Consider the following 18,865-nt stretch of genomic DNA (forward strand, 5'->3'; position numbering starts at 1 on the left):
GGCCCCCCATGCTGAACGACTCTCACCGCCTCTCGCTGGGCACCGCCGCGCTCGCGGGATTGTACCGCCCGGTCAGCAAGACCGCCGTGCAGGAGGTGCTGACCACCGCCTGGGACAGCGGCATCCGCTATTTCGACACCGCGCCGCATTACGGAAACGGCGCCGCCGAAAGCCTGATCGGGGATTTCCTGCGGGACCGCGATGGCTGGATCCTGTCGACCAAGGTCGGCCGCGTCCTGACGCCGGACCCCGCACCGCCTGCCGTGGTCAACGGCTTTCACAACGGCTGGCCCTTTCGACAGGCGTTCGATTTCACCCATGACGGCATCATGCGTTCGGTCGAGGACAGCTTTCAGCGGCTGGGCCTGAACCGGATCGACATCCTTTATGTCCATGACATCGGCGATCCGGGCGCGGGCACCGATACCCCGGACCACCGGGCGCAACTGCTGGACAGCGGCGTGAAGGCGCTGGAACGGCTGAAGGCCGATGGCATGGTCAAGGCCATCGGCCTTGGCGTGAACACGGTCGAAATCTGCCAGGAACTGGTCGGACAATTCGACATGGACCTGATCCTGCTGGCCGGGCGCCATACCCTGCTGGACCAATCCGCCCGCCAAAGCCTGTTCCCGCAATTGGAAAAGCACGGCGTCCGGCTGGTCATCGGCGGGGTGTTCAATTCCGGCATCCTCGCCACCGGCCCGGTGCCCGGCGCGCATTACAACTATGCCCCCGCCTCCGACGAGATCCTGAATCGGGTCGAGAAGATCCAGACGATCTGCAACCGCCACGACACCCCCCTGCCCGCCGCCGCGCTGCAATACCCGGATCAAAGCCCGCTGGTCGCGTCGACCCTGATCGGCACGGCCAAGGCCAGCTCTCTGAAACGCAACATCGCCCAGTTCAACGATGATCTGCCGCCCGCGCTCTGGACCGACCTCAGGGCCGCCGGCATCATTGGGGGCGGCCCAGCCTGAGATCGTCCGGGCTACAGCGTGCGCAGGCGCATCCGGTCCAGCAGGCCGGTCAGCACGTCGCGGGCATGGCGCCGGTGATCACGGTGCACCTGCCGCGCCTTGACAGGGTCCCCCGCAAGGATGGCGGCATAGACCGCGCGGTGATCCTCGTTCGACTGCACGGGCAAGGGCCGCGCGAACAGGGTCGATGACTTGGCACGCCGCACCTGGTCGCTCATCATGGAAACGATCATGCAGACCCGGGAATTGCCGCCCAGCCGTACCAGTTCAGAATGGAAACGGTCATCCGCCTCGGCCCAGGCCTCGAGGTCTTCCTGCTCGATCGAGCGGTCCATGTCGTTGATCGCCGCGGACAGTGCGGCAAGGTCCTGTTCGGAATAGCCCGCCTTGGCAGCGCTTTCGGCGGCAAGGCTTTCGAGTTCGGTCAGAACATCGTAAATCTCGCGCATGTCGTCCGAGGACACGGGCAGGATGCGCACCCCCTTGCGTGGGCGCAATTCCACCAACCCCTGACCTTCCAGTTGCAGCGCCGCTTCGCGCACCGGGGTGCGCGACATGCCCAGGCGTTCGGCCAGTTCGGTTTCAAGGTGGTCGGACCCGGCGGACAACTCGCCGGAAAAGATCATCTCGCGCAGCCTGCTCACCGCACGTTGTGCGCTTGAGACGGGCTTGGGCGGCTGTCCGTTCAAATGGCTACCCCTTCAACTCGATTTTCTGCCCCGAGGCGGCAGAGGCGTAGATGGCCTGTTCGATCCCGATCACCGTCAGATAGTCCCGTGCGCTGTTTTCCAACGGCGTGCCGTTCAGAAAAGCGGAAACGACATGACTCTGCAAGGCATGGACACAATCGCCGCCAAAGCCGTCCCATTCGTCGGGCGGTAACAGCTGCTCCGGCCCCGTCTCGCCGTGGCGCCGCAGATGAACCGCGCCGTCGCCGCCAAGGCTCATCACCCCGGCGGTGCCTTCGAACAGCGCCTCGCCCATGGTGCGGCGCAGGTTATCGGCGGCGTGGTCCAGATGGCGGTTGCCGTCAAAGATCGCACGCACGCCATTCGTGTGGTCAAAGAGAACGATGCCCGCATCCTCGCCCCGGATCGCCGGATTGAGCCGACGCAGGTCGGCATAGACATGTGTCGGGTTTCCCAGCAACCAGCGGAAGGTATCGACCCAGTGTACCGCGGTCTCATGGATCAGGAAGCGTTCCATCTGCTGGAAGTAGGGTTGCCGATCCAGGTAGGCGCGCGGCCCCTGCCCGTCACCGGGGCGAAGCCGGAACGTCACCTGTTGCAACTCTCCCAGCACACCATCCGCCAAGGCGGCTTTTACCGCGCGATACCAGGGCTGAAAGCGAAAGTTCTCGTGCACCACGACCACCGCCCCCAGCGCTTCGGCCTCGTCGGTGATCGCCCGGGCCTCGTCCAGGTCGCGGCAAAAGGGCTTTTGGCAGATCATGCGTCGAACACCGGACGCCAGCGCCATGCGGATCGTCTCGGCATGGGCGTTGGGCGGCAGGATGATGTCCAGCAGGTCGGGCTGCAGCTCGTCCAGCATTCGCGCCGGATCGTCATAGGCCGGCAGGCCCGTGGCCCGGGCCTTTGCCAGATCGCGGTCACAGGCGCCGACCAGACGCGCGCCGTCCATGCGCGCCCAGCTGCCATAGTGGAACTGGCTGAAATAGCCTGCGCCGATGCAGGCCACGCGCAGAGGAGAGGGGACCGTCGCCGTGCTCATTCGGCGCGGGCCTGCTCCAGCACCCGCCGCACCGCGTCGGCGGCGTCCTCGGTGCTTGCCGTGCCGCCAAGGTCCCGGGTCAGACAGTCACCGCGCGCGATCACGTCCTCGACCGCCCGGCGCAACCGCGCGGCATCGGCGCACATGGCGTCGTGTTCATGCTTGATGCCCAACCAGTCCAGCATCATGGCCGCGGACAGGATCATCGCATGGGGATTGGCCGCGCCCTGCCCCGCGATGTCTGGCGCCGAGCCGTGGCAAGGCTGGAACACCGCCTGTTTCAGCCCGATGTCAGCCGAAGGCGCAAGGCCCAGCCCCCCCATCAGTCCGGCGCCAAGGTCAGACAGGATGTCGCCGAACATGTTTTCCGTCACAAGGACGTCGAAATCCCAGGGTTTCTGCACCATCCATAGCGCGGTGGCGTCGACATAGGCGTGATCGGCGGTCAGATCGGGATAGTCCTGTGCAACCTCGTCAAAGATCCCGCGGAAGAAGGCAAAGGCGCGAAAGACATTGGCCTTGTCGACGCAGGTGACGCGCCCCTGACCGCGCCCGGACTGCTTGCGCTCGCGGGCCAGGTCAAAGGAAAACCGGAAGAGATGTTCCGACACCTCGCGCGTGATCCGCAATGTCTCGCGCGCCTCGGTCTCGGTGACCTCACCCTGGCCCATCGAGTAGAACAGGCCTTCGGTGCTTTCGCGGACCAGCACAAAGTCGATCTCGCGGCCCTCGGGCAGGGTCAGCGGCCCGGCCTGCCCCGGGCGCACGCGCACCGGGCGGACGCCCGCAAACAGGTTGAACGCGATGCGGAGCTCGATTTGCGGCGAAATCTCTGTCCCGTCCGGGTAACGCACGTCCGGCAGGCCCATCGCCGACAGAAGGATCGCATCCGCCTGTTCGGCCACGCGCAGCGACTCGGCGGGCAGTGATTCTCCCGTCTTTGCATAGTGAGCGGCGCCGGCCGGCACCGTGACGAATTCCAAGGCATATCCAGCGGAGTCCGCAGCAAGCTGGTTCAGCAGAGCAATCGTCGGCGCCGTGATTTCCGGCCCGATTCCATCACCCTCGAAGACCGCGATTTTAAATGTGTTGTTCATCTCTGGCTACGCCTCATTCGTGAATTTTCTGTCAGAGACCGCCCGAACTCCAGCCCGGAGTGGCGTTGACAGCGTGTTATTTAATGCATACACAAAAAAACGCAACAACCAACGCAATGCCTTTGGGAGGATTTGAGGACATGCACGTATTTACAAAGAGAACGCTGGCCGCGCTGGCCCTTGCGACCGGGCTGGGCACTGCCGCGCAAGCGCAGGATTACCCCTATCGCGACATAACCACCGCCGTGGTCTGGGGCGCCGGTGGCGGCACCGACACGATCAACCGCATGATCATGGCCGAAATGGAAAAGCACCTGCCGGTCTCGATCAACGTGATCAACCAAACCGGCGGCGTCGCAGGGTCCAACGGCATGGTCTATGTCGCCAACCAGCCCGATGATGGCTACACGCTGGTCGGCCTGTCCGAATCCAACGTCACCGCTGCCGTGCAGGGCGGCTGGGACAAGAAGTTCGACTTCTGGTATCCCTTCATCGTCGGCGGCTCGCCTGACCTGATCTCGGTCCCCGCCGACAGCCCCTACGACACGCTGGCCGACCTGGTGGAGGCCGCGCAGGCGGACCCGGGCAGCATTCCCGCCGCGGCCGGCGGCGCCGGATCGATCCACCACCTGAACCTGCTGGCGCTGGAACAAGGCGCCGACGTGACGTTCAAGTTCATCCCCTACAAGGGCTCCGCCCCCGGTCAGGAAGCCGCGATTGCCGGTGAGGTGGCGCTGGTCGTGACCTCGCTGGCGGAACAGGCGCCGCTGATCGAAGGCGGACAGCTGAAACCGCTGGCCATGCTGACCGCCGACAGCGTCGAGATCGCGGGCACCACCGTGCCCTCGGCCTTTGACAGCTATGCCGGGCTGAGCGAGGTGCTGCCGCTGAAACAGGCCATCGGCTTTGCGGTGCACGACTCGGCCCCCGACGGCGTCAAGGCCACGCTTTCCGACGCCTTCCAGAAGGCCATGGCCTCGGACACTGTCGCGGAATGGGCGGTCGCCAACAACTACGACATCGGCGGCCAGTTCGGCGAAGAGGCACAGGCGCTGTTCTCGACCCTCGAAAGCACCTTTGCCTACACGCTCAAGGATCTCGGCGCGGCAAAGGTCATGCCCGAGGACCTGGGCATCGAGAAACCATAAACACCAGACGCCCCGGCCCGACCGGGGCGCAGCGTTCGGCGGGCGCCCGGGCGTCCGCCGCCTGAGCGGGAGGCAAGGTCTTGGATCAATCGACAGATGAGGCGTTGGCGGATCAGGCCCGCCTGCGGGCGCGGGATTTCTGGGGCGCGCTGGGGCTGATCGCCCTGTCGCTGTTCTTCCTGTGGAAGACGCTGGACATCCCCATGGGCGGCAGCAACGGCGTTGGCGTCAACAGCGCCGCTTGGTACACCTCGGCAGCGATCGTGCCTCTGGGCATCTTCGGCGCGCTTCTTGCCCTCAGCCTGGTACTGCTGGGCATTTCGATCCGCTCCGGCGGGGCCGCGCAGGCGCTCAGCGCGGTTGGCATCGGCTGGAACCCGCGGGAAGTCTGGCGCTTTGTCGCCGTGGCCCTGATGTTGCTGGCCTATATCGCCGGGCTGGTGCCCCGGGTGGATTTCATCCTGTCCTCGGCCCTGCTGATCACCGCCCTGATCTGCAGCTTTCACGGTCACGACCGTCCCCGCCCGCTGCTGCCGCTGCTGACCGTTGCCGCCGCCGGGGTCTATGCCCTTGTGGCCCACATGCCGCGTTCGGAATGGGCGCAGCACGATGACGACTGGGTGGCGCTGGCGCTGCTGGTCGGGTTGACGCTTTGGCACCAATGGACGGGGCACATGGGCCGTGCGTTGCGTCTGACACCGGTCCTTGCCGTCGGCGTTCCCTTGATCCTGGTCTGTGCAATGGCCTTCGGATTTCGCCAGAACGTACCGAACCGGGGCGGCCTGATCTTCGCCAAGATCGAATACACCTACTACGTCCACCTGCGCCCAATCTGGAGTTCGTGAATTGGAGTTTCTTTTCGGACAACTGGCGGGCTTTGGCGCCGCCTTCGCCGCCCTTGTCAGTGACCCCTGGACCTATGCCTACCTGGTGACCTCCGTCTTTCTGGGCATCGCCTTCGGCGCCCTGCCGGGGCTGACCGCGACACTGGCGGTGACGATCCTGACCGGCTTTTTCGGCAACAAGATCCCGCTGGACTATTCCCTGATCGCACTGTTGGGCGCCTATGTTGGCGCGATCTATGGCGGGTCCTACCCGTCGATCCTGCTGAACATCCCGGGCACCGCGGCCAGTGCCGCCACCGCCATGGACGGCTATCCGCTGGCCCGCGAAGGCCGAGGCGCCGAGGCGCTGGGGCTGACCACCACGGCCAGTTTTCTGGGCACGCTGGTCGGAACGCTGGCGCTGCTGATCTTCGTCTGGGTGCTGCTGCTGATTTCCAAGAACATCGCCAGCCCGGAAAAGGCTTTGCTGGCGTTGTTCGGCATCCTGCTGTCCGGCACCCTGATGAGCGAGGACCTGGCCATCAAAGGGTGGATCGCCGGGCTGATCGGCCTTGCGCTGGCGATGGTGGGCATGGACCCGATCCTGAGCGAGACGCGCTACACCTTTGGCTGGTCCTACCTGCTGTCGGGCATCGCCGTCGTGCCTGTGCTGATGGGGGCCTTTGCGATTCCCCAGATCATCGAGGGGATGCGCCATATGGATACCGGCAGGGTCGCCACGCTAACCGGGCGCATCCTGCCCAACATGACCGCGGTGCGCCGCTTCCTGCCGACCATCGGTCGATCCGGCGTGATCGGCACCGGTGTCGGCGCCCTGCCCGGTGTGGGTGAGGACGTGGCCGGCTGGGTCAGCTATGGCGTGGGCAAGACCGTCTCTGCCGAGGGCGACAAGTTCGGCAAGGGCAGCCTCGAAGGGCTGCTGTCCTCTGAAACCGCCAACAACGCCTGCATTGGCGGCGCGCTGATCCCGCTGCTGGTGCTGGGCATCCCCGGCTCGCCCCCTGCCGCCGCGCTGATGGGCGCGTTCAAGATCAACAACGTGATCCCCGGCCCCACCATCGACCCGGACATTATCCTGCGTGTCGTGGCAATCATGGTACTGGCCAGTTTCACCATGTTCGTCATGGGGCTGTTCACCGCCCGCGTCTTCATCAGGATCCTGCGTATCCCACAGACCCTGTTCCTGCCGCTGGTCATGATCCTGACCACCATCGGCTCCTTCAGTGTCGGCGGCGGCCTCAACGACCTTTACCTGATGCTGGGCGTGGGGCTGGTGGCCTACCTGATGAACCTCATGTGCTATCCCATCGCGCCCCTGGTGATCGGGGTGATCCTGGGCGGCATGTTCGACGAAACATTCCGCCGGTCGCTCTTGCTGTCGGACGGGGATCTCTCGGTCTTTGTCTCGCGGCCGGGATCGGCCATTCTGCTGATACTCATCCTTGCCCTGATCCTCGGCCAGTTGCCGGTGGCGAAACGGGCCATGAACCGCCTGAAAGGACGCTCCGCCTGATGTATGCCGTGACCGTGACATTCACCCTGCACCCCGGCACGCGGGCAGAATTCCTGCCGCTGATGACAGAGAATGCCCGCCTGTCGCTGGAAAATGAGCCCGGCTGCCTGCAATTCGACGTCTGCTGCAACGATGCGGCCGATGAGGTCTTTCTGTATGAAGTCTACGACAGCGCCGAGGCCTTCGACGCGCATCTGCAAAGCCCGCATTTCAAGTCCTTCGATGCCGCTGTTGCCGACATGATCGCCGCCAAGACGGTGCACACCTACGCAGAGGTGATCCAATGAGCGGCTGGGAAATCCACGCCGTCAAATACGCCGAGCGCAACGCACGGACCCGGGCGGACAGCTTTCTGTTCGACGACAACCACGATGCGCCGCACGCGATGGATTACTACATCTGGGTGCTGCGCCGCGGGGCAGAGGTGATCGTGGTCGACACCGGCTATGACAGCGAAGAGGCCGCGGCGCGTGGCCGCCCGATCCAGCTGGACCCGCGCGAGGCGCTGAAACCGCTAGGCATCGCGGCAGAGGACGTCACCCGGATCATCGTCACGCATCTGCATTACGATCACGCGGGCGGGCTACACCTGTTTCCCAACGCGACCCTGCACATGCAGGCGGCAGAGATGCAGTACGCCACCGGCCCCTGCATGTGCCACGGCACCCTGCGCGCGCCCTTTACCGCGCCGCATATCTGCGAGGCGGTCACGCGGCTCTATTCCGGAAAGGTCATCTTTCACGACGGCGACGCCAAGATCGCCGAGGGCGTGACCGTGCATTGCATCGGCGGCCATTCGCGCGGCCTGCAATGCGTGCGGGTCCGGACAGAGGCGGGCTGGATGGTGCTGGCCTCGGACGCCGCGCATTACTATGAGAATGTCTTTGCGCGGAAACCCTTTCCCATCGTTGTCGACCTTCAGAACATGCTGGACGGCTTCGACCGGCTGGAGGCGCTTGCCTCGCATCCGCGGCTGATCGTGCCGGGCCATGACCCGCGCGTGCGTCAGCTTTATCCACAGGGCGTGGCGCCGCATGTCTTTCGGCTCGACCACGGGCCGAATGACAATCCGCAAGAGGACGCAAACACATGAAGATCGGTGTCATAGCAGATGATTTTACCGGCGCGTCCGACATCGCGCTGACCCTCGCCGAAGGCGGCCTGCGCACCACGCAATACAACGGCGTGCCCAAGGGCCGGGCCGACGACCTGCCGGAGGCGGCGGTGATCTCGCTGAAATCCCGGACTGCCCCGGTGCAAGAGGCTGTGGCCCAATCCCTGGCCGCCTGCGACTGGCTACGCGAACAGGGGGCACAGCAGATCATCTTCAAGGTCTGCTCGACCTTCGACAGCACGGACAAGGGCAATATCGGCCCGGTACTGGATGCGCTGGCCGACAGGCTGGGGGCACGTGGGGTCATCGTCTGCCCCGCCTCCCCGGAAAACGGGCGCAGCGTCTACCAGGGACATCTGTTCGTCGCCGATACGTTGCTCAGCGAAAGCAGCATGAAGGACCACCCGCTGACACCGATGCGTGACCCCGATCTGCGCCGTGTACTGGCAGCGCAGTCGCGTCATCCCGTGGGTCACGTGCCCATCTCTGCCGTGCTGGCCGGGGCCGAAGCGGTGCGCGCTGCCCTGCCCGATCACGGTCACGCCATCGTGGACGCGATCCGCGACGCGGACCTGCTGACCATCGGCGCCGCCGCGCGTGGCCTGCCGCTGCTTTGCGGCGGTTCGGGCATCGCGCTGGGTCTGCCGGCCAATTTCGGCGCCCGCCCCGCAATCCCGGACTGGCCCGGTGCGCCCGGTCCGGGCGTCGTGTTGTCAGGGTCCTGCAGCCAGGCAACCCGCGCGCAGGTTGCCGTCTATGCCGAACAGGCGCCGGTGCGCGAGATCAGCGCCGAGGACGTGCTGGAGGGCCGGACCGACGCCGAAACCCTCTGTGACTGGGCCCTGGCGCAACGGAGCGCGCCGATGATCTATTCCTCGGCGGACCCGGAAACCGTGGCCGAGGTGCAGGAACGACTGGGCCGCGAGCGGGCCGCCAGCGCGCTGGAAGGGCTCTTTGCCGACCTTGCGGCACAGCTGCGGGTTCGCGGCGTGTCGCGGATCGTCGTGGCGGGCGGCGAAACCTCGGGCGCGGTGGTGCAAGGCCTTGGCGCGGACGCGCTGGACATCGGCCCGCGCCTTGCGGCCGGCGTCCCGGCCCTGCGCATGTCCGGCAGCGGTCTGGCCCTGGCGCTGAAATCGGGCAATTTCGGCCCGCCGAATTTCTTTGCAGAGGCTCTTGCCCGCATGGAGCAAGCCAATGACTGAACACGCCCGGACACGCGAACAGATCTGCCTGTTTGCAAAAAGCATGTTCGACCGGGGCCTGACCTGCGGTTCGTCCGGCAATATCTCTGTCCGGCTGGAGGATGGCTCGGTCCTTGTCACGCCCACCGGCGTTTCGATGGGTTTTCTCGAACCGGCGCGGATCAGCCACCTGGACCCGCAGATGCGGCTGCTGTCGGGCGATGCCCCCACCAAGGAAACGCCCCTGCATGCCGCGTTTTACGAAACGCGGGCAGGCACAGGCGCGGTGGTGCACCTGCATTCCACCCATTCCGTCGCCCTGTCGATGCTGCCAGAGACAGACCCGGACGACGTGCTGCCACCGCTGACCCCCTATTCGATTATGAAGCTAGGCAAGGTAAAGCTGTTGCCCGTGTTCCTGCCCGGTGATCCCGCCATGGGGGACGCGGTGCGCGGCTTGGCGGGCCAACGCTCGGCGGTTTTGTTGGCCAATCACGGGCCGGTCGTGGCGGGCAAGGACCTGGGCGCCGCCGTCTACGCGATGGAGGAACTGGAAGAGACCGCCAAGCTGGCGCTGCTGACACGGGGCCTGTCGCCCCGGATGCTGCCGCCGGAAATGATCCGGGAGCTGCGGGACAAGGGATAGGCCCGTCAGCCCTGGCCGAGCAGCCTCAACAGGATGCGCGCGTCGTGATCCTGCCCTCCGAAGAACACCGCCAGCACGCGCAGGATCCGCCGATCGTCATCGACATCAAAGTAATAGACCGCGCGCCCCTTGGTGACGTTGCGGATCCCGTCGCCCAGATGCGGTCTCAAGGTGCCCTGATGGGGTACGCGGCCAAGCCCCGCCATGTCGGCCTCGATTTGGTTCAGGCGCTCTTCGGCGCGCGCGAATGCGGTTGCCGTGTCATCGCCAAAGGCCTCGGCGGCGGCGACGAGGAAATCGAATATCAGGTCGAGATCGACAGCGACATCCGCCGCGCGCAGGACCTTATAGGCCACGGTCCGCCCGCTTGCGCGCGATCATCTCGGCCGTGCCTTGCCGCCCCTCGTCCATCGACACGAAGGGCCCGGCACGGCGCCGATCCAACACTTCGCACAGCGCATCGGTGGTCCGGGATTGCTCTCGCAACAACTCCAGCCCCTGCTGAAGAACCGCGCTCAGGCTGGAATAGCGCCCCTGCGCCACCAGTTCGCGGGCATAGGCCTCTTGCGATTCGGTCAGGGAAATCGATGCTTTCACGCTCATGTCGGCTCCACCGGGATGCTACCCAGTAGTATCTAGCCTGCCCACCCGCCTTGTCAACGCGCGTCCCGCAAAGGTGATCGTCAGATCACCAGCGATTGCAGGGCCCGGTCCCGCGCGCTGGCCAGGTGCTGCTCCAGCGCCTCTGCCGCCCCGGCTGCGTCCCCCTCGGCCAGCCGGTCCAGGATCGTCATGTGCTCATCCAGCGCCGGGCCGGTTTCCAACAGGCTCTGCGGCAGGTTCAGCCGCGCTAGCAGCATGATCGTCTCGTTGCGGCGGTGCACCTCGGAGATCAGGTCGTTGCCAAGGGCGGCGACGATCTCGCGATGCAGCGAATGATCGGTCTCGATCCGCCGCACCGTGTGATCCGGCCCGGTCACCCGCTGCCGCTGCTCCTCGATCAGGGCGCGGGTCTCTTCCTGAAAGCGGGCGATCTCTGCCGGGTCGACCTTGCGCGCGAAGGCGTGGATGGCCTTCAGCTCGATCATCATCCGCAGCTCGTAGGATTCGGCCACCTCCTTGTGCGTGACCTCGTGGAATTCGACCCCGCGCTTGGGGATCAGCCGCACGATGTTTTCCGCCTCCAGCCATTTCAGCGCCTCGCGAATCGACGAGAGGCTGCATCCCGTGGTCCGGGCGATCTCGCGCTGGCTGATCAGCCGCCCGGTGCGCAGCTGTCGCGTCATCAGGGCAGAGATGATCTGCTCATAGGCCTCCTGACGCAGGCTGCCGCCGCCTTCATCCTCTGTCGAAACCTCTGCCCGGTCAGGGCTGTCGGGCGTCATCTGTTCGGTCATCTGGTGTTCCCGCTGTGGCGGCGCGCAGGGTCGCGTGCGTGAAATTCTTGTCCGACCATATTGACGGAAAGCGGCGAATATGAAAAGTCTCAAATTAGCGCTTATCTGAGCGCTCAGTTGAAACGTCAGAAAATTCAAGCTTGGAAGACCGCCCATGATCCGCCCCGCAACCTCGCAGAACGGCCCCCTTTTCAAGGGCTTTGGCGGTGCCGGTCGTCGGCTGGGCAGTCGCAATCACCTGTTGGTGCTGAACGCCACCGGCCTGACCGAACAGATCGCCCGCCGCATCGCCGCCGCCCTGCCTGGCGCGGTCTTTGCCTCTTATCCCTATGGCATGGGCGTCGTCGGCGCCGATGCCGATGCCGCACGCCGCGCCCTGGCCGGGCTGGCCACACATCCCAACACCGGCGCCGTTCTGGTGATCAGCGCGGACCGGTCGCGGCTGGAAGAGATCACCGCCCGGCTGGACGAGACACCCACCCCCTACGAGGCCTATGCCTTTGACGATGTGGCGCATGACGCCCTCCGCCTGACCGCTCTGGGCATCGAGGCGGGCGCGCGGCTGCGCCACGCCGCCTCCCGACGGGAACGCCACTATGCCGCGATGAGCGATCTCGTCGTGGCGCTGCAATGCGGCCTGTCCGACCCGACCTCCGGAATTGCCGCCAACCCGCTGATCGGCCATCTCGCCGACCGTGTCATCGACTCCGGCGGGACCGTCATCATGGGCGAGACGCTGGAATGGCTGGGGGTCGAGGATCAGCTGGCCGCCCGGGCCCGCACCCCCGACATCGCCAACCGGATCGAACAGGCCGTCACGCGGCGCGAGGCGCTGGCCGTGGCCAACGGCATCGACCTGGCCGGGATCAACCCCAACCGCCGCAACATCGAGGAAGGCCTGACCACGATCGAGGAAAAGGCCTCTGGCTCTGCCGCGAAATCGGGCCGCCATCCGGTCGAAGGCGTGCTGGACTACGCGCAGCCCCCCGCTCATCCCGGCCTGTGGCTGATGGACGGGGCCAGCTATACGCCCGAATCCCTGACCGGGCTGATCGCGGCGGGCGCGCAGGTGGCGCTGTTCTCTACCGGCAGCGGCAACAGCTATGCCAGCGCGCTCTGCCCCACGATCAAGATCTCGGCCAATGCCGGGACGGTCGCCGCCCTGCCCACCCAGATCGATTTCGACGCCTCGGCCCTGATGGACGGCGGCGATGCCGACACCCTTGCCGATGCCCTGCTGTCCGAGCTGATCGCCACCGTCAACGGCGCGCTCACCTGGGCCGAGGTCACGGGTGAGGGCAACGAAGTCATCAGCCGATACGGAGAGGCCCTATGACCAATGCGCTGTGCCTGCGCGTGGGCGACGACGTGGCCAATGTCCTGGCCCCGGTTAGCGCGGGCGATGCCCTGCGCGTGCTGCCCGACAGCACGCCCCTGACCGCCACCGGCGACCTGCCGCAATACCACAAGATCGCCCTGCGGCCCCTGCCCAAAGGGCACCGGGTCCGGCGCGGCGGCATCGTCATCGGCATCACCACCGAAGACATCAAAACAGGCGCGCATGTGCATGTGCACAACCTGCGCTCGCTGCGCGCCAGACCCGCCCGGACAGAGAAGGAAACCGCCTGATGCCATCGTTGCCCATTCTGGAAAAAGGCCGCGCCTTTCGCCGCAAACTGCAAACCGGCCAAAAGGTCAGCGGCGCCTGGTCCACGCTCGGTTCGCCCGAGGTCGCCTGCCTGATGGCGCGCGCCGGGCTGGATTACATCCTGATCGACCTCGAACACGGGCGCGGCGGGATCGAGGGTCTGGCTGCGCAGGTACAGGCGCTGGCAGCCTTCGACACCGCCGTCATGGTCCGCCTGCCCGATCACGACGCGGGCAGCATAAAGCGCATTCTCGACATCGGCGCCAACTGCCTGCTGGTGCCGCAGGTGGACCATGCCGATCAGGCGAGCAGCATCCTCGACGCCGCGCTGTTTCCGACAGAAGGACGGCGCGGGGTGGCCGTGGGCGCCATCGCCGCGGCCGACTGGGGCTATGAACCGGCCGCCTATTACGAACAGGCCAACGATGCGCTGACCGTGCTGGTGCAGGTGGAATCGCCCGAGTCGGTGTCCAACCTGCCGCAGATCCTGTCCCTGCCCCGGCTGGACGGCGTCTTTGTCGGGCCGAATGACCTCAGCGCCTCGATGGGCCTTTTCCGCCAGTTCGAAACCCCGGAGTTCCGTCAGGTCTTTGACCAGGTGCAGGCACAGACATTGGGCGCGGGCAAGATCTTTGGCGCGCTGCCCGTTCCGCTCCCCGGTCTGGACGTGGCGGGGCTGTTCGCCTCGGGCGCGCAGGTCGTGCCCGCCGGATCGGACCAGACAATGCTGCGCGCCGGGGCCACGGCGATCGTCACAGACATGGCCCGCCAGCAGCCGCAAGCCGACAAGGAAACCGCCTGATGACCCTCGACACCACCGTGACAGAGACCTGTCCGCCCACCCTGCCCGCGCCCGGCGACTGGTCCGCCGCCGACAGCTTTGAAACCGTCGATCCCGCCGACCGCAAGCGGCCCGTCGCGCGCTATGCGCTGGCCACCCCGGCGGATGCCGCGCGCATCCTGGACACCGCGCGACAGGGCTTTGCCGACTGGTCCGCCCTGCCGGTAAACCGCCGCTGCGACCTGCTCGAGACCTGGTTCCAGAGGATCGAGGCAGAGGCGGACGCGCTGGCCGGGGAGATGACCGACGAACAGGGCAAGCCGTTGGGTGAATCCAAGGCCGAGATCGGCAAGTCCCTGCGCGAGGCCCGCCAGATGCTGGGCTTTGCTCGGCAGCACGGCGGCCAGACCCTGCCGGGACGCGCGCCAGGTTGGACCAACACCATCCTGCGCCGCCCGCGCGGCGTGGTGCTGGCGATCACGCCGTGGAACTTCCCCGTGCTGACCCCGCTGCGCAAGTTGGTACCCGCGTTGGCCACCGGCAATGCCGTTGTGCTGAAACCGTCCGAATACACGCCCGCCGCCGCCATGCGCCTGGTGCGCGCGGCAGAGGGCATCCTGCCCGAGGGCACGCTGACACTGGTGAATGGCGCGGGCGAGATCGCCGCCGCGCTGACCGCCGCGTCTGAAATCGACGCCATCTCCTTTACCGGCTCTGTCGCCACGGGCCGCAAGATCGGCGCGGTGGCGGGCGGCAACCTCGTGCCCGTCTCGCTGGAACTGGGTGGCAAGAACGCCGCCATCGTCGATGACGTGGCCGATCTGGATGCCGCGTTGGACGCGATCACCGGCGCCGCGATGCAATGCGCGGGCCAGCGCTGCACGGCGATCAGCCGCGTGATCCTGCATGACACCATTTATGACGCCGCCTGCAAGGGGCTGGTCCAACGCCTGAACGCCCTGCAACCGGGACCGGGCCGGGCAGAGGGCACGACCCTTGGCCCGATCACCACGCAGCCGCAGCTGGACCGGATCATCCACCTTGTGCGCGCCGCCGAACTGGACGGCGCTGAGGTGCTGACCGGCGGGCAACGGCTAAAGCCTGAGACCGCGCCGGACGGGATGTTCTTTGCGCCCACTCTGCTGGCTACGGACGACCCGCGGAACCCCGCCAACCGGGACGAGATATTCGGCCCCGTCCTAACCGTCTGCCGCTACCACACCGACGATGAGGCGCTGCGCCTGGCCAATGCCACCGCCTACGGGTTGACCAGCGCGATCTTCACCGACCGCCTCGATTTCGCCAACCGCGCCCTGCGCGAGCTGCAGACCGGCATGATCCACGTCAACCACGGCACCGCGCCGGACGACAACATGCCCTTTGTCGGCATCCGCGACAGCGGGCTGGGCACCGGGTCCGTTGGCCCCTCCACCCTTGATTTCTACACGACCGAACACGCCGCCTACACCGCCGGCTGAAGGAGCAGACATGAAGTTCACGAATATCGAGATCCGCGCCTGCCGCCATGAGCCGGAACAGGCCTACAAGCTGAAAGACGGCAAGCCGATCGACTTTGAATTCCTCGCCATGCGGTTCGACACGGACGAGGGGCTGAGCGTGGAAACCTTCGGCTTTGCCGGACGCAGCGCGCTGGCGATGGGGGCGGTGTCGGCGGAACTGCTGCGACCCTTTTTCCTGGGGCGTGACCCGGATTACCGCGAACAGCACTGGCACGATTACCGCCGCTTCAACCGCGCGTGGAACTTTACCCCCGGCTATGCCTATGCGCCCTATGACATTGCCTGTCACCTGGTGCAGGCGACCGCCGCCGGTATGCCGCTTTACAAGCACCTTGGCGCGGTGCGCGACAGCGTGCCGATCTACGGTTCCTCCCTGACCCTGCCCACGGCAGAGGCCTATGCCGAAGAGGCGAAGGACCTTCAGGCGCGCGGCTGGGCCGCCTACAAGTTACACCCGCCCGCCGACCTCGACATCGCCTTCGAGGCGCACCGCGCCTGCCGCGAGGCGGTGGGCCCCGATTTCCGCCTGATGAGCGACCCGGTCAACAACTTCAACTTCCAGCAGAACATCCACTTTGGCCGGATGCTGGAAGAGCTGAACTACTACTGGCTGGAAGAGCCGATGTTCGACGAATGCCACGGCTCTCTGCGCTCGCTGCGCGACACTCTGAAAATCCCGATCGTCGGCGGCGAAACGGCGGAAAACCACCCCGCCGGCGTGGCCGAGTTGGTGGCCTCGCGCGCCATCGACATCGTGCGCGGCGATGCGTCCTGGTCGGGCGGGATCACCGGACTGATTAAGACCGCGCACCTGGCCGAGGCCCACGGCATGAACTGTGAAATCCACACCGCGATCTATCACCCGCTGGAGCTGGTGAACCTGCATTGCGCAGCCGCCATCCGCAACAACGAGTTCTTCGAGGTGCTGGTCCCCGAACACCTCTTTGCCATCGGCCTGAAGGATCCCATCGACATCCGCGACGGCCAGGCCCACCTGCCGCAGGCGCCGGGCCTTGGCATTGGGTTGGACTGGGATTTCATCGACAACGCCACGTTGAAGGTGCTCTGACATGGCAGATACGGCCCTTCCCCGCACCACGGTCGACGAGGAACGCCAGCGCCGCTGGCGGCAGGCCTCGATCTACGCGCTCCTTGCGCTGGTGACCTTCGTCATGGTCTTCCCCGTGCTCTGGATGATCTCGGTTTCGCTGAAACCGACGACAGAGACCTTCTCGCTGCCGCCGCGCCTGATCCCCGAGGAATTCCACTGGGGCGGCTATGCCAAGGTGCTGACCGATCCGAAGTTCCGCACCTTCCTGATCAACAGCTACGTTGTCGGGCTGGCCGTCACCTTCCTGTCGCTGATCATCGGCACCCTGGCCGCCTTCGGCTTTTCCCGCTACCGCTTCTTCGGCGACCGGGTGGCCAAGCTGTTTGTCATCACCACCCAGATGGTGCCGACGATCACCCTGCTGATCCCCTATTTCGGCGTGATCGTCTTTCTGGGGCTCTATGACACGCTCTGGGGTCTGGTGCTGACCTACCTGACCTTTGCCCTGCCCTATTCGATCATCATGATGAACGGCTATCTCGACACGATCCCCAAGGATTTCGACGAGGCCGCCACCATCGACGGCTGTACGCCCCTGGGCGTGCTGGTCCGCGTGCTGCTGCCCGTGGCGCTGCCCGGCATCATCTCGACCGCGGTCTACACCTTCCTGCTGGCCTGGAACGAGTTCCTGTTCGCCCTCGCACTGACGCGGTCGATGGACATGCGCACGGTGCCGGTGGGGATTTCCATGATGGTCGGAGAGTTCGGCCTCAAGTGGGACGAGATGATGGCCTTTTCGGTGATCGGATCCCTGCCCGTGCTGATCCTGTTCATGCTTGTCCAAAGGTTTGTCGTCAGCGGCCTCGCCGCCGGGGGCGTCAAGGGCTGACCCGCCCGCAACACGGGGCCGGAACAGGCCCCGGATTTCCGCAGAGGAGGAGAAAGACCATGAAACGACACCTGCCCAAATGGGCGCTGGCCGCCGCCACCTCGGTCGCCACGTTGCTGCCCGCCAGCCTGCCCGCCGCCGAGATCGAATGGCTGCAATGGTTCGCCGCCGAGGATCCCACCGGGTTCTATGACCAGCTGGTCGCGGATTTCGAGGCACAGCACCCAGACATCACGGTCAAGCTGGTCACACAGCCCTTCGGCAAGGTCCGCGAAAGCATCGTGACCGACAACGCCATCGGCGTGGGCTCTGACGTGCTGGGCCTGAACATGCCCTGGACCACCGAATTCCTCGATATCGGCATCCTTGAGCCGCTGGACGACTACCTCGCCCGCGATGACAACAGCTTTGCCACCTCCGACCTGGTCGAGGCGCCGATCGGCAAGATCGACGGCAAGACCTGGATGGTGCCGCTGAACGCCTTCCCCTTTGTCATGCATGTCAACATGGACCTGGTGAAACAGGCCGGTTTCGACGCACCGCCCACCAACTGGAAAGAACTGAGCGAACAGGCCGCCGCGATCTCGGCGCTGGAAGACGGGATTTCCGGCCTCGGCCTGCCGTTCAGCTCTCAGCCGCCATCAAACGGCCCGATCCTGACCTTCCTGCCACTGCTCTATTCCAACGGCGGGCGGATCATGGACGGCACCACGCCCAACTTCGACAATGCCAAGGTTGTCGAGACGATGGAATTCATCAAAACGCTGAACGAGGCGGGCGCCATTGCCCCCGGCGCGGCCTCGCGCACCGGCGGTGTCGACCTGGAGGAATTCATCGCAGGCCGCACCGGCTTCCTGATCTCTCCCGGCGTGCATTCCAGTGCGATCACCGGGCGCAATCCTGACATGGATTACACGCTGGTCCGCGTGCCGACGAATGGCACCAACGCCTATCGCGTGCACGGCTGGGAAATCGGCATCTCCGCCGACAGCCGCAACAAGGAGGCCGCCTGGACCTTCGTGAACTACCTGCTCTCGCCCGAGGTCAACGCCCGCGTGGCCAAGGCGTCGAACGCCCTGCCCGGCAACCTTGCCGCGCTAGATGCGGTGCGCGAAGGCGCGGATGACACGCTGATCAAGCAGATGGACATCCTGTCCGGCGACACCCCCGTCGAAGAGATGCGCCAGTCGCCCAAGGCCGTGGCCAGCTGGTCCCTGATGACAGAGGAACTGCAATCCCTGCTGCGCGGCGACCAGACCGCCGCCGAGGCCGCCGCCGCCGTCCAGGCGCGCTGGATGGACCAGATCAAGTAAGCCCGCCGGGC

21 protein-coding genes are annotated in these 18,865 nt (G+C 65.8%); 15 read left to right on the forward strand and 6 right to left on the reverse strand.

Annotated features, from left to right (window positions below; genetic code table 11):
• The first annotated feature begins 8 nt into the window (after window positions 1-8).
• Window positions 9-977 carry an aldo/keto reductase gene (locus tag ACQY5B_RS00840; protein ID WP_420328969.1) on the forward strand — a complete coding sequence of 323 codons (969 nt, stop codon included), beginning with the start codon at window positions 9-11 and terminating at the stop codon, window positions 975-977.
• Window positions 978-988: 11 nt separating this feature from the next.
• Here ACQY5B_RS00840 and ACQY5B_RS00845 read toward each other — a convergent pair whose 3' ends face one another.
• From ACQY5B_RS00845 to ACQY5B_RS00855, 3 genes are read right to left on the reverse strand one after another with little or no spacing between them, the layout of a single operon-like run.
• Window positions 989-1,621: a GntR family transcriptional regulator gene (locus ACQY5B_RS00845; RefSeq protein WP_305969021.1), complete on the reverse strand. Its 633-nt coding sequence runs from the start codon at window positions 1,619-1,621 to the stop codon at window positions 989-991.
• A 49-nt stretch (window positions 1,622-1,670) separates the two neighbouring features.
• On the reverse strand, window positions 1,671-2,708 hold the full coding sequence (locus ACQY5B_RS00850; RefSeq protein WP_420328971.1) for a Gfo/Idh/MocA family protein: 1,038 nt from the start codon (window positions 2,706-2,708) through the stop codon (window positions 1,671-1,673).
• On the reverse strand, window positions 2,705-3,805 hold the full coding sequence (locus ACQY5B_RS00855) for an isocitrate/isopropylmalate dehydrogenase family protein (protein WP_420328973.1): 1,101 nt from the start codon (window positions 3,803-3,805) through the stop codon (window positions 2,705-2,707). Before ACQY5B_RS00855 ends, ACQY5B_RS00850 begins: the two co-directional genes overlap by 4 nt.
• A gap of 140 nt (window positions 3,806-3,945) precedes the next feature.
• On the opposite strand from ACQY5B_RS00855, the gene ACQY5B_RS00860 reads away from it, so the two are divergent.
• The 7 genes from ACQY5B_RS00860 (at window position 3,946) to otnC (ending at window position 10,255) form a co-directional block, all read left to right on the forward strand.
• The gene (locus tag ACQY5B_RS00860; protein WP_420328975.1) at window positions 3,946-4,953 is read left to right on the forward strand and encodes a Bug family tripartite tricarboxylate transporter substrate binding protein; all 1,008 of its coding nucleotides are present in this window, start codon (window positions 3,946-3,948) and stop codon (window positions 4,951-4,953) included.
• An 80-nt stretch (window positions 4,954-5,033) separates the two neighbouring features.
• A complete protein-coding gene (locus tag ACQY5B_RS00865) occupies window positions 5,034-5,798 on the forward strand; it encodes a tripartite tricarboxylate transporter TctB family protein (protein ID WP_420328977.1) in 765 nt (254 codons plus the stop codon).
• A 1-nt stretch (window position 5,799) separates the two neighbouring features.
• Complete coding sequence (locus ACQY5B_RS00870; RefSeq protein WP_420328979.1) at window positions 5,800-7,311, forward strand: tripartite tricarboxylate transporter permease; 1,512 nt, start codon at window positions 5,800-5,802, stop codon at window positions 7,309-7,311.
• Entirely contained in the window at window positions 7,311-7,598 is a 288-nt protein-coding gene (locus ACQY5B_RS00875; protein ID WP_420328981.1) for a putative quinol monooxygenase, read from the forward strand. Before ACQY5B_RS00870 ends, ACQY5B_RS00875 begins: the two co-directional genes overlap by 1 nt.
• Entirely contained in the window at window positions 7,595-8,404 is an 810-nt protein-coding gene (locus ACQY5B_RS00880; RefSeq protein ID WP_420328984.1) for an N-acyl homoserine lactonase family protein, read from the forward strand. Before ACQY5B_RS00875 ends, ACQY5B_RS00880 begins: the two co-directional genes overlap by 4 nt.
• Complete coding sequence (gene otnK, locus ACQY5B_RS00885; protein WP_420328986.1) at window positions 8,401-9,630, forward strand: 3-oxo-tetronate kinase; 1,230 nt, start codon at window positions 8,401-8,403, stop codon at window positions 9,628-9,630. The genes ACQY5B_RS00880 and otnK overlap by 4 nt, the downstream gene beginning before the upstream one ends.
• On the forward strand, window positions 9,623-10,255 hold the full coding sequence (otnC, locus tag ACQY5B_RS00890) for a 3-oxo-tetronate 4-phosphate decarboxylase (RefSeq protein WP_420328987.1): 633 nt from the start codon (window positions 9,623-9,625) through the stop codon (window positions 10,253-10,255). The genes otnK and otnC overlap by 8 nt, the downstream gene beginning before the upstream one ends.
• A 5-nt stretch (window positions 10,256-10,260) precedes the next feature.
• On the opposite strand, the gene ACQY5B_RS00895 is transcribed toward otnC, so the two are convergent.
• The 3 genes from ACQY5B_RS00895 to ACQY5B_RS00905 form a co-directional block, all read right to left on the reverse strand.
• Window positions 10,261-10,611: a type II toxin-antitoxin system RelE/ParE family toxin gene (locus ACQY5B_RS00895; protein WP_305969011.1), complete on the reverse strand. Its 351-nt coding sequence runs from the start codon at window positions 10,609-10,611 to the stop codon at window positions 10,261-10,263.
• Window positions 10,601-10,858 (reverse strand): ribbon-helix-helix domain-containing protein, encoded by a 258-nt coding sequence (locus tag ACQY5B_RS00900; protein WP_420328990.1) that lies wholly within the window; start codon window positions 10,856-10,858, stop codon window positions 10,601-10,603. Before ACQY5B_RS00900 ends, ACQY5B_RS00895 begins: the two co-directional genes overlap by 11 nt.
• Window positions 10,859-10,938: 80 nt before the next feature.
• Window positions 10,939-11,652: a GntR family transcriptional regulator gene (locus tag ACQY5B_RS00905; RefSeq protein WP_420328992.1), complete on the reverse strand. Its 714-nt coding sequence runs from the start codon at window positions 11,650-11,652 to the stop codon at window positions 10,939-10,941.
• 154 nt (window positions 11,653-11,806) lie between these two features.
• On the opposite strand from ACQY5B_RS00905, the gene ACQY5B_RS00910 reads away from it, so the two are divergent.
• From ACQY5B_RS00910 to ACQY5B_RS00940, 7 genes are read left to right on the forward strand one after another with little or no spacing between them, the layout of a single operon-like run.
• Entirely contained in the window at window positions 11,807-12,988 is a 1,182-nt protein-coding gene (locus tag ACQY5B_RS00910; RefSeq protein ID WP_420328993.1) for a UxaA family hydrolase, read from the forward strand.
• A complete protein-coding gene (locus ACQY5B_RS00915; protein WP_420328994.1) occupies window positions 12,985-13,281 on the forward strand; it encodes a UxaA family hydrolase in 297 nt (98 codons plus the stop codon). Before ACQY5B_RS00910 ends, ACQY5B_RS00915 begins: the two co-directional genes overlap by 4 nt.
• Complete coding sequence (locus ACQY5B_RS00920; RefSeq protein WP_420328996.1) at window positions 13,281-14,102, forward strand: HpcH/HpaI aldolase family protein; 822 nt, start codon at window positions 13,281-13,283, stop codon at window positions 14,100-14,102. The genes ACQY5B_RS00915 and ACQY5B_RS00920 overlap by 1 nt, the downstream gene beginning before the upstream one ends.
• Entirely contained in the window at window positions 14,102-15,559 is a 1,458-nt protein-coding gene (locus ACQY5B_RS00925) for an aldehyde dehydrogenase family protein (RefSeq protein ID WP_420328998.1), read from the forward strand. Before ACQY5B_RS00920 ends, ACQY5B_RS00925 begins: the two co-directional genes overlap by 1 nt.
• A 10-nt stretch (window positions 15,560-15,569) precedes the next feature.
• Window positions 15,570-16,670, forward strand: coding sequence for an enolase C-terminal domain-like protein (locus ACQY5B_RS00930; protein WP_420328999.1), 1,101 nt, complete (start codon window positions 15,570-15,572; stop codon window positions 16,668-16,670).
• A gap of 1 nt (window position 16,671) precedes the next feature.
• A complete protein-coding gene (locus ACQY5B_RS00935; protein ID WP_305969003.1) occupies window positions 16,672-17,541 on the forward strand; it encodes a carbohydrate ABC transporter permease in 870 nt (289 codons plus the stop codon).
• Window positions 17,542-17,600: 59 nt separating this feature from the next.
• Window positions 17,601-18,854: an ABC transporter substrate-binding protein gene (locus ACQY5B_RS00940; protein WP_420329001.1), complete on the forward strand. Its 1,254-nt coding sequence runs from the start codon at window positions 17,601-17,603 to the stop codon at window positions 18,852-18,854.
• Window positions 18,855-18,865 lie beyond the last annotated feature (11 nt).

The organism is Antarctobacter sp., assembly GCF_965277915.1.
In the GTDB taxonomy this organism is placed as follows: Bacteria; Pseudomonadota; Alphaproteobacteria; order Rhodobacterales; family Rhodobacteraceae; genus Antarctobacter.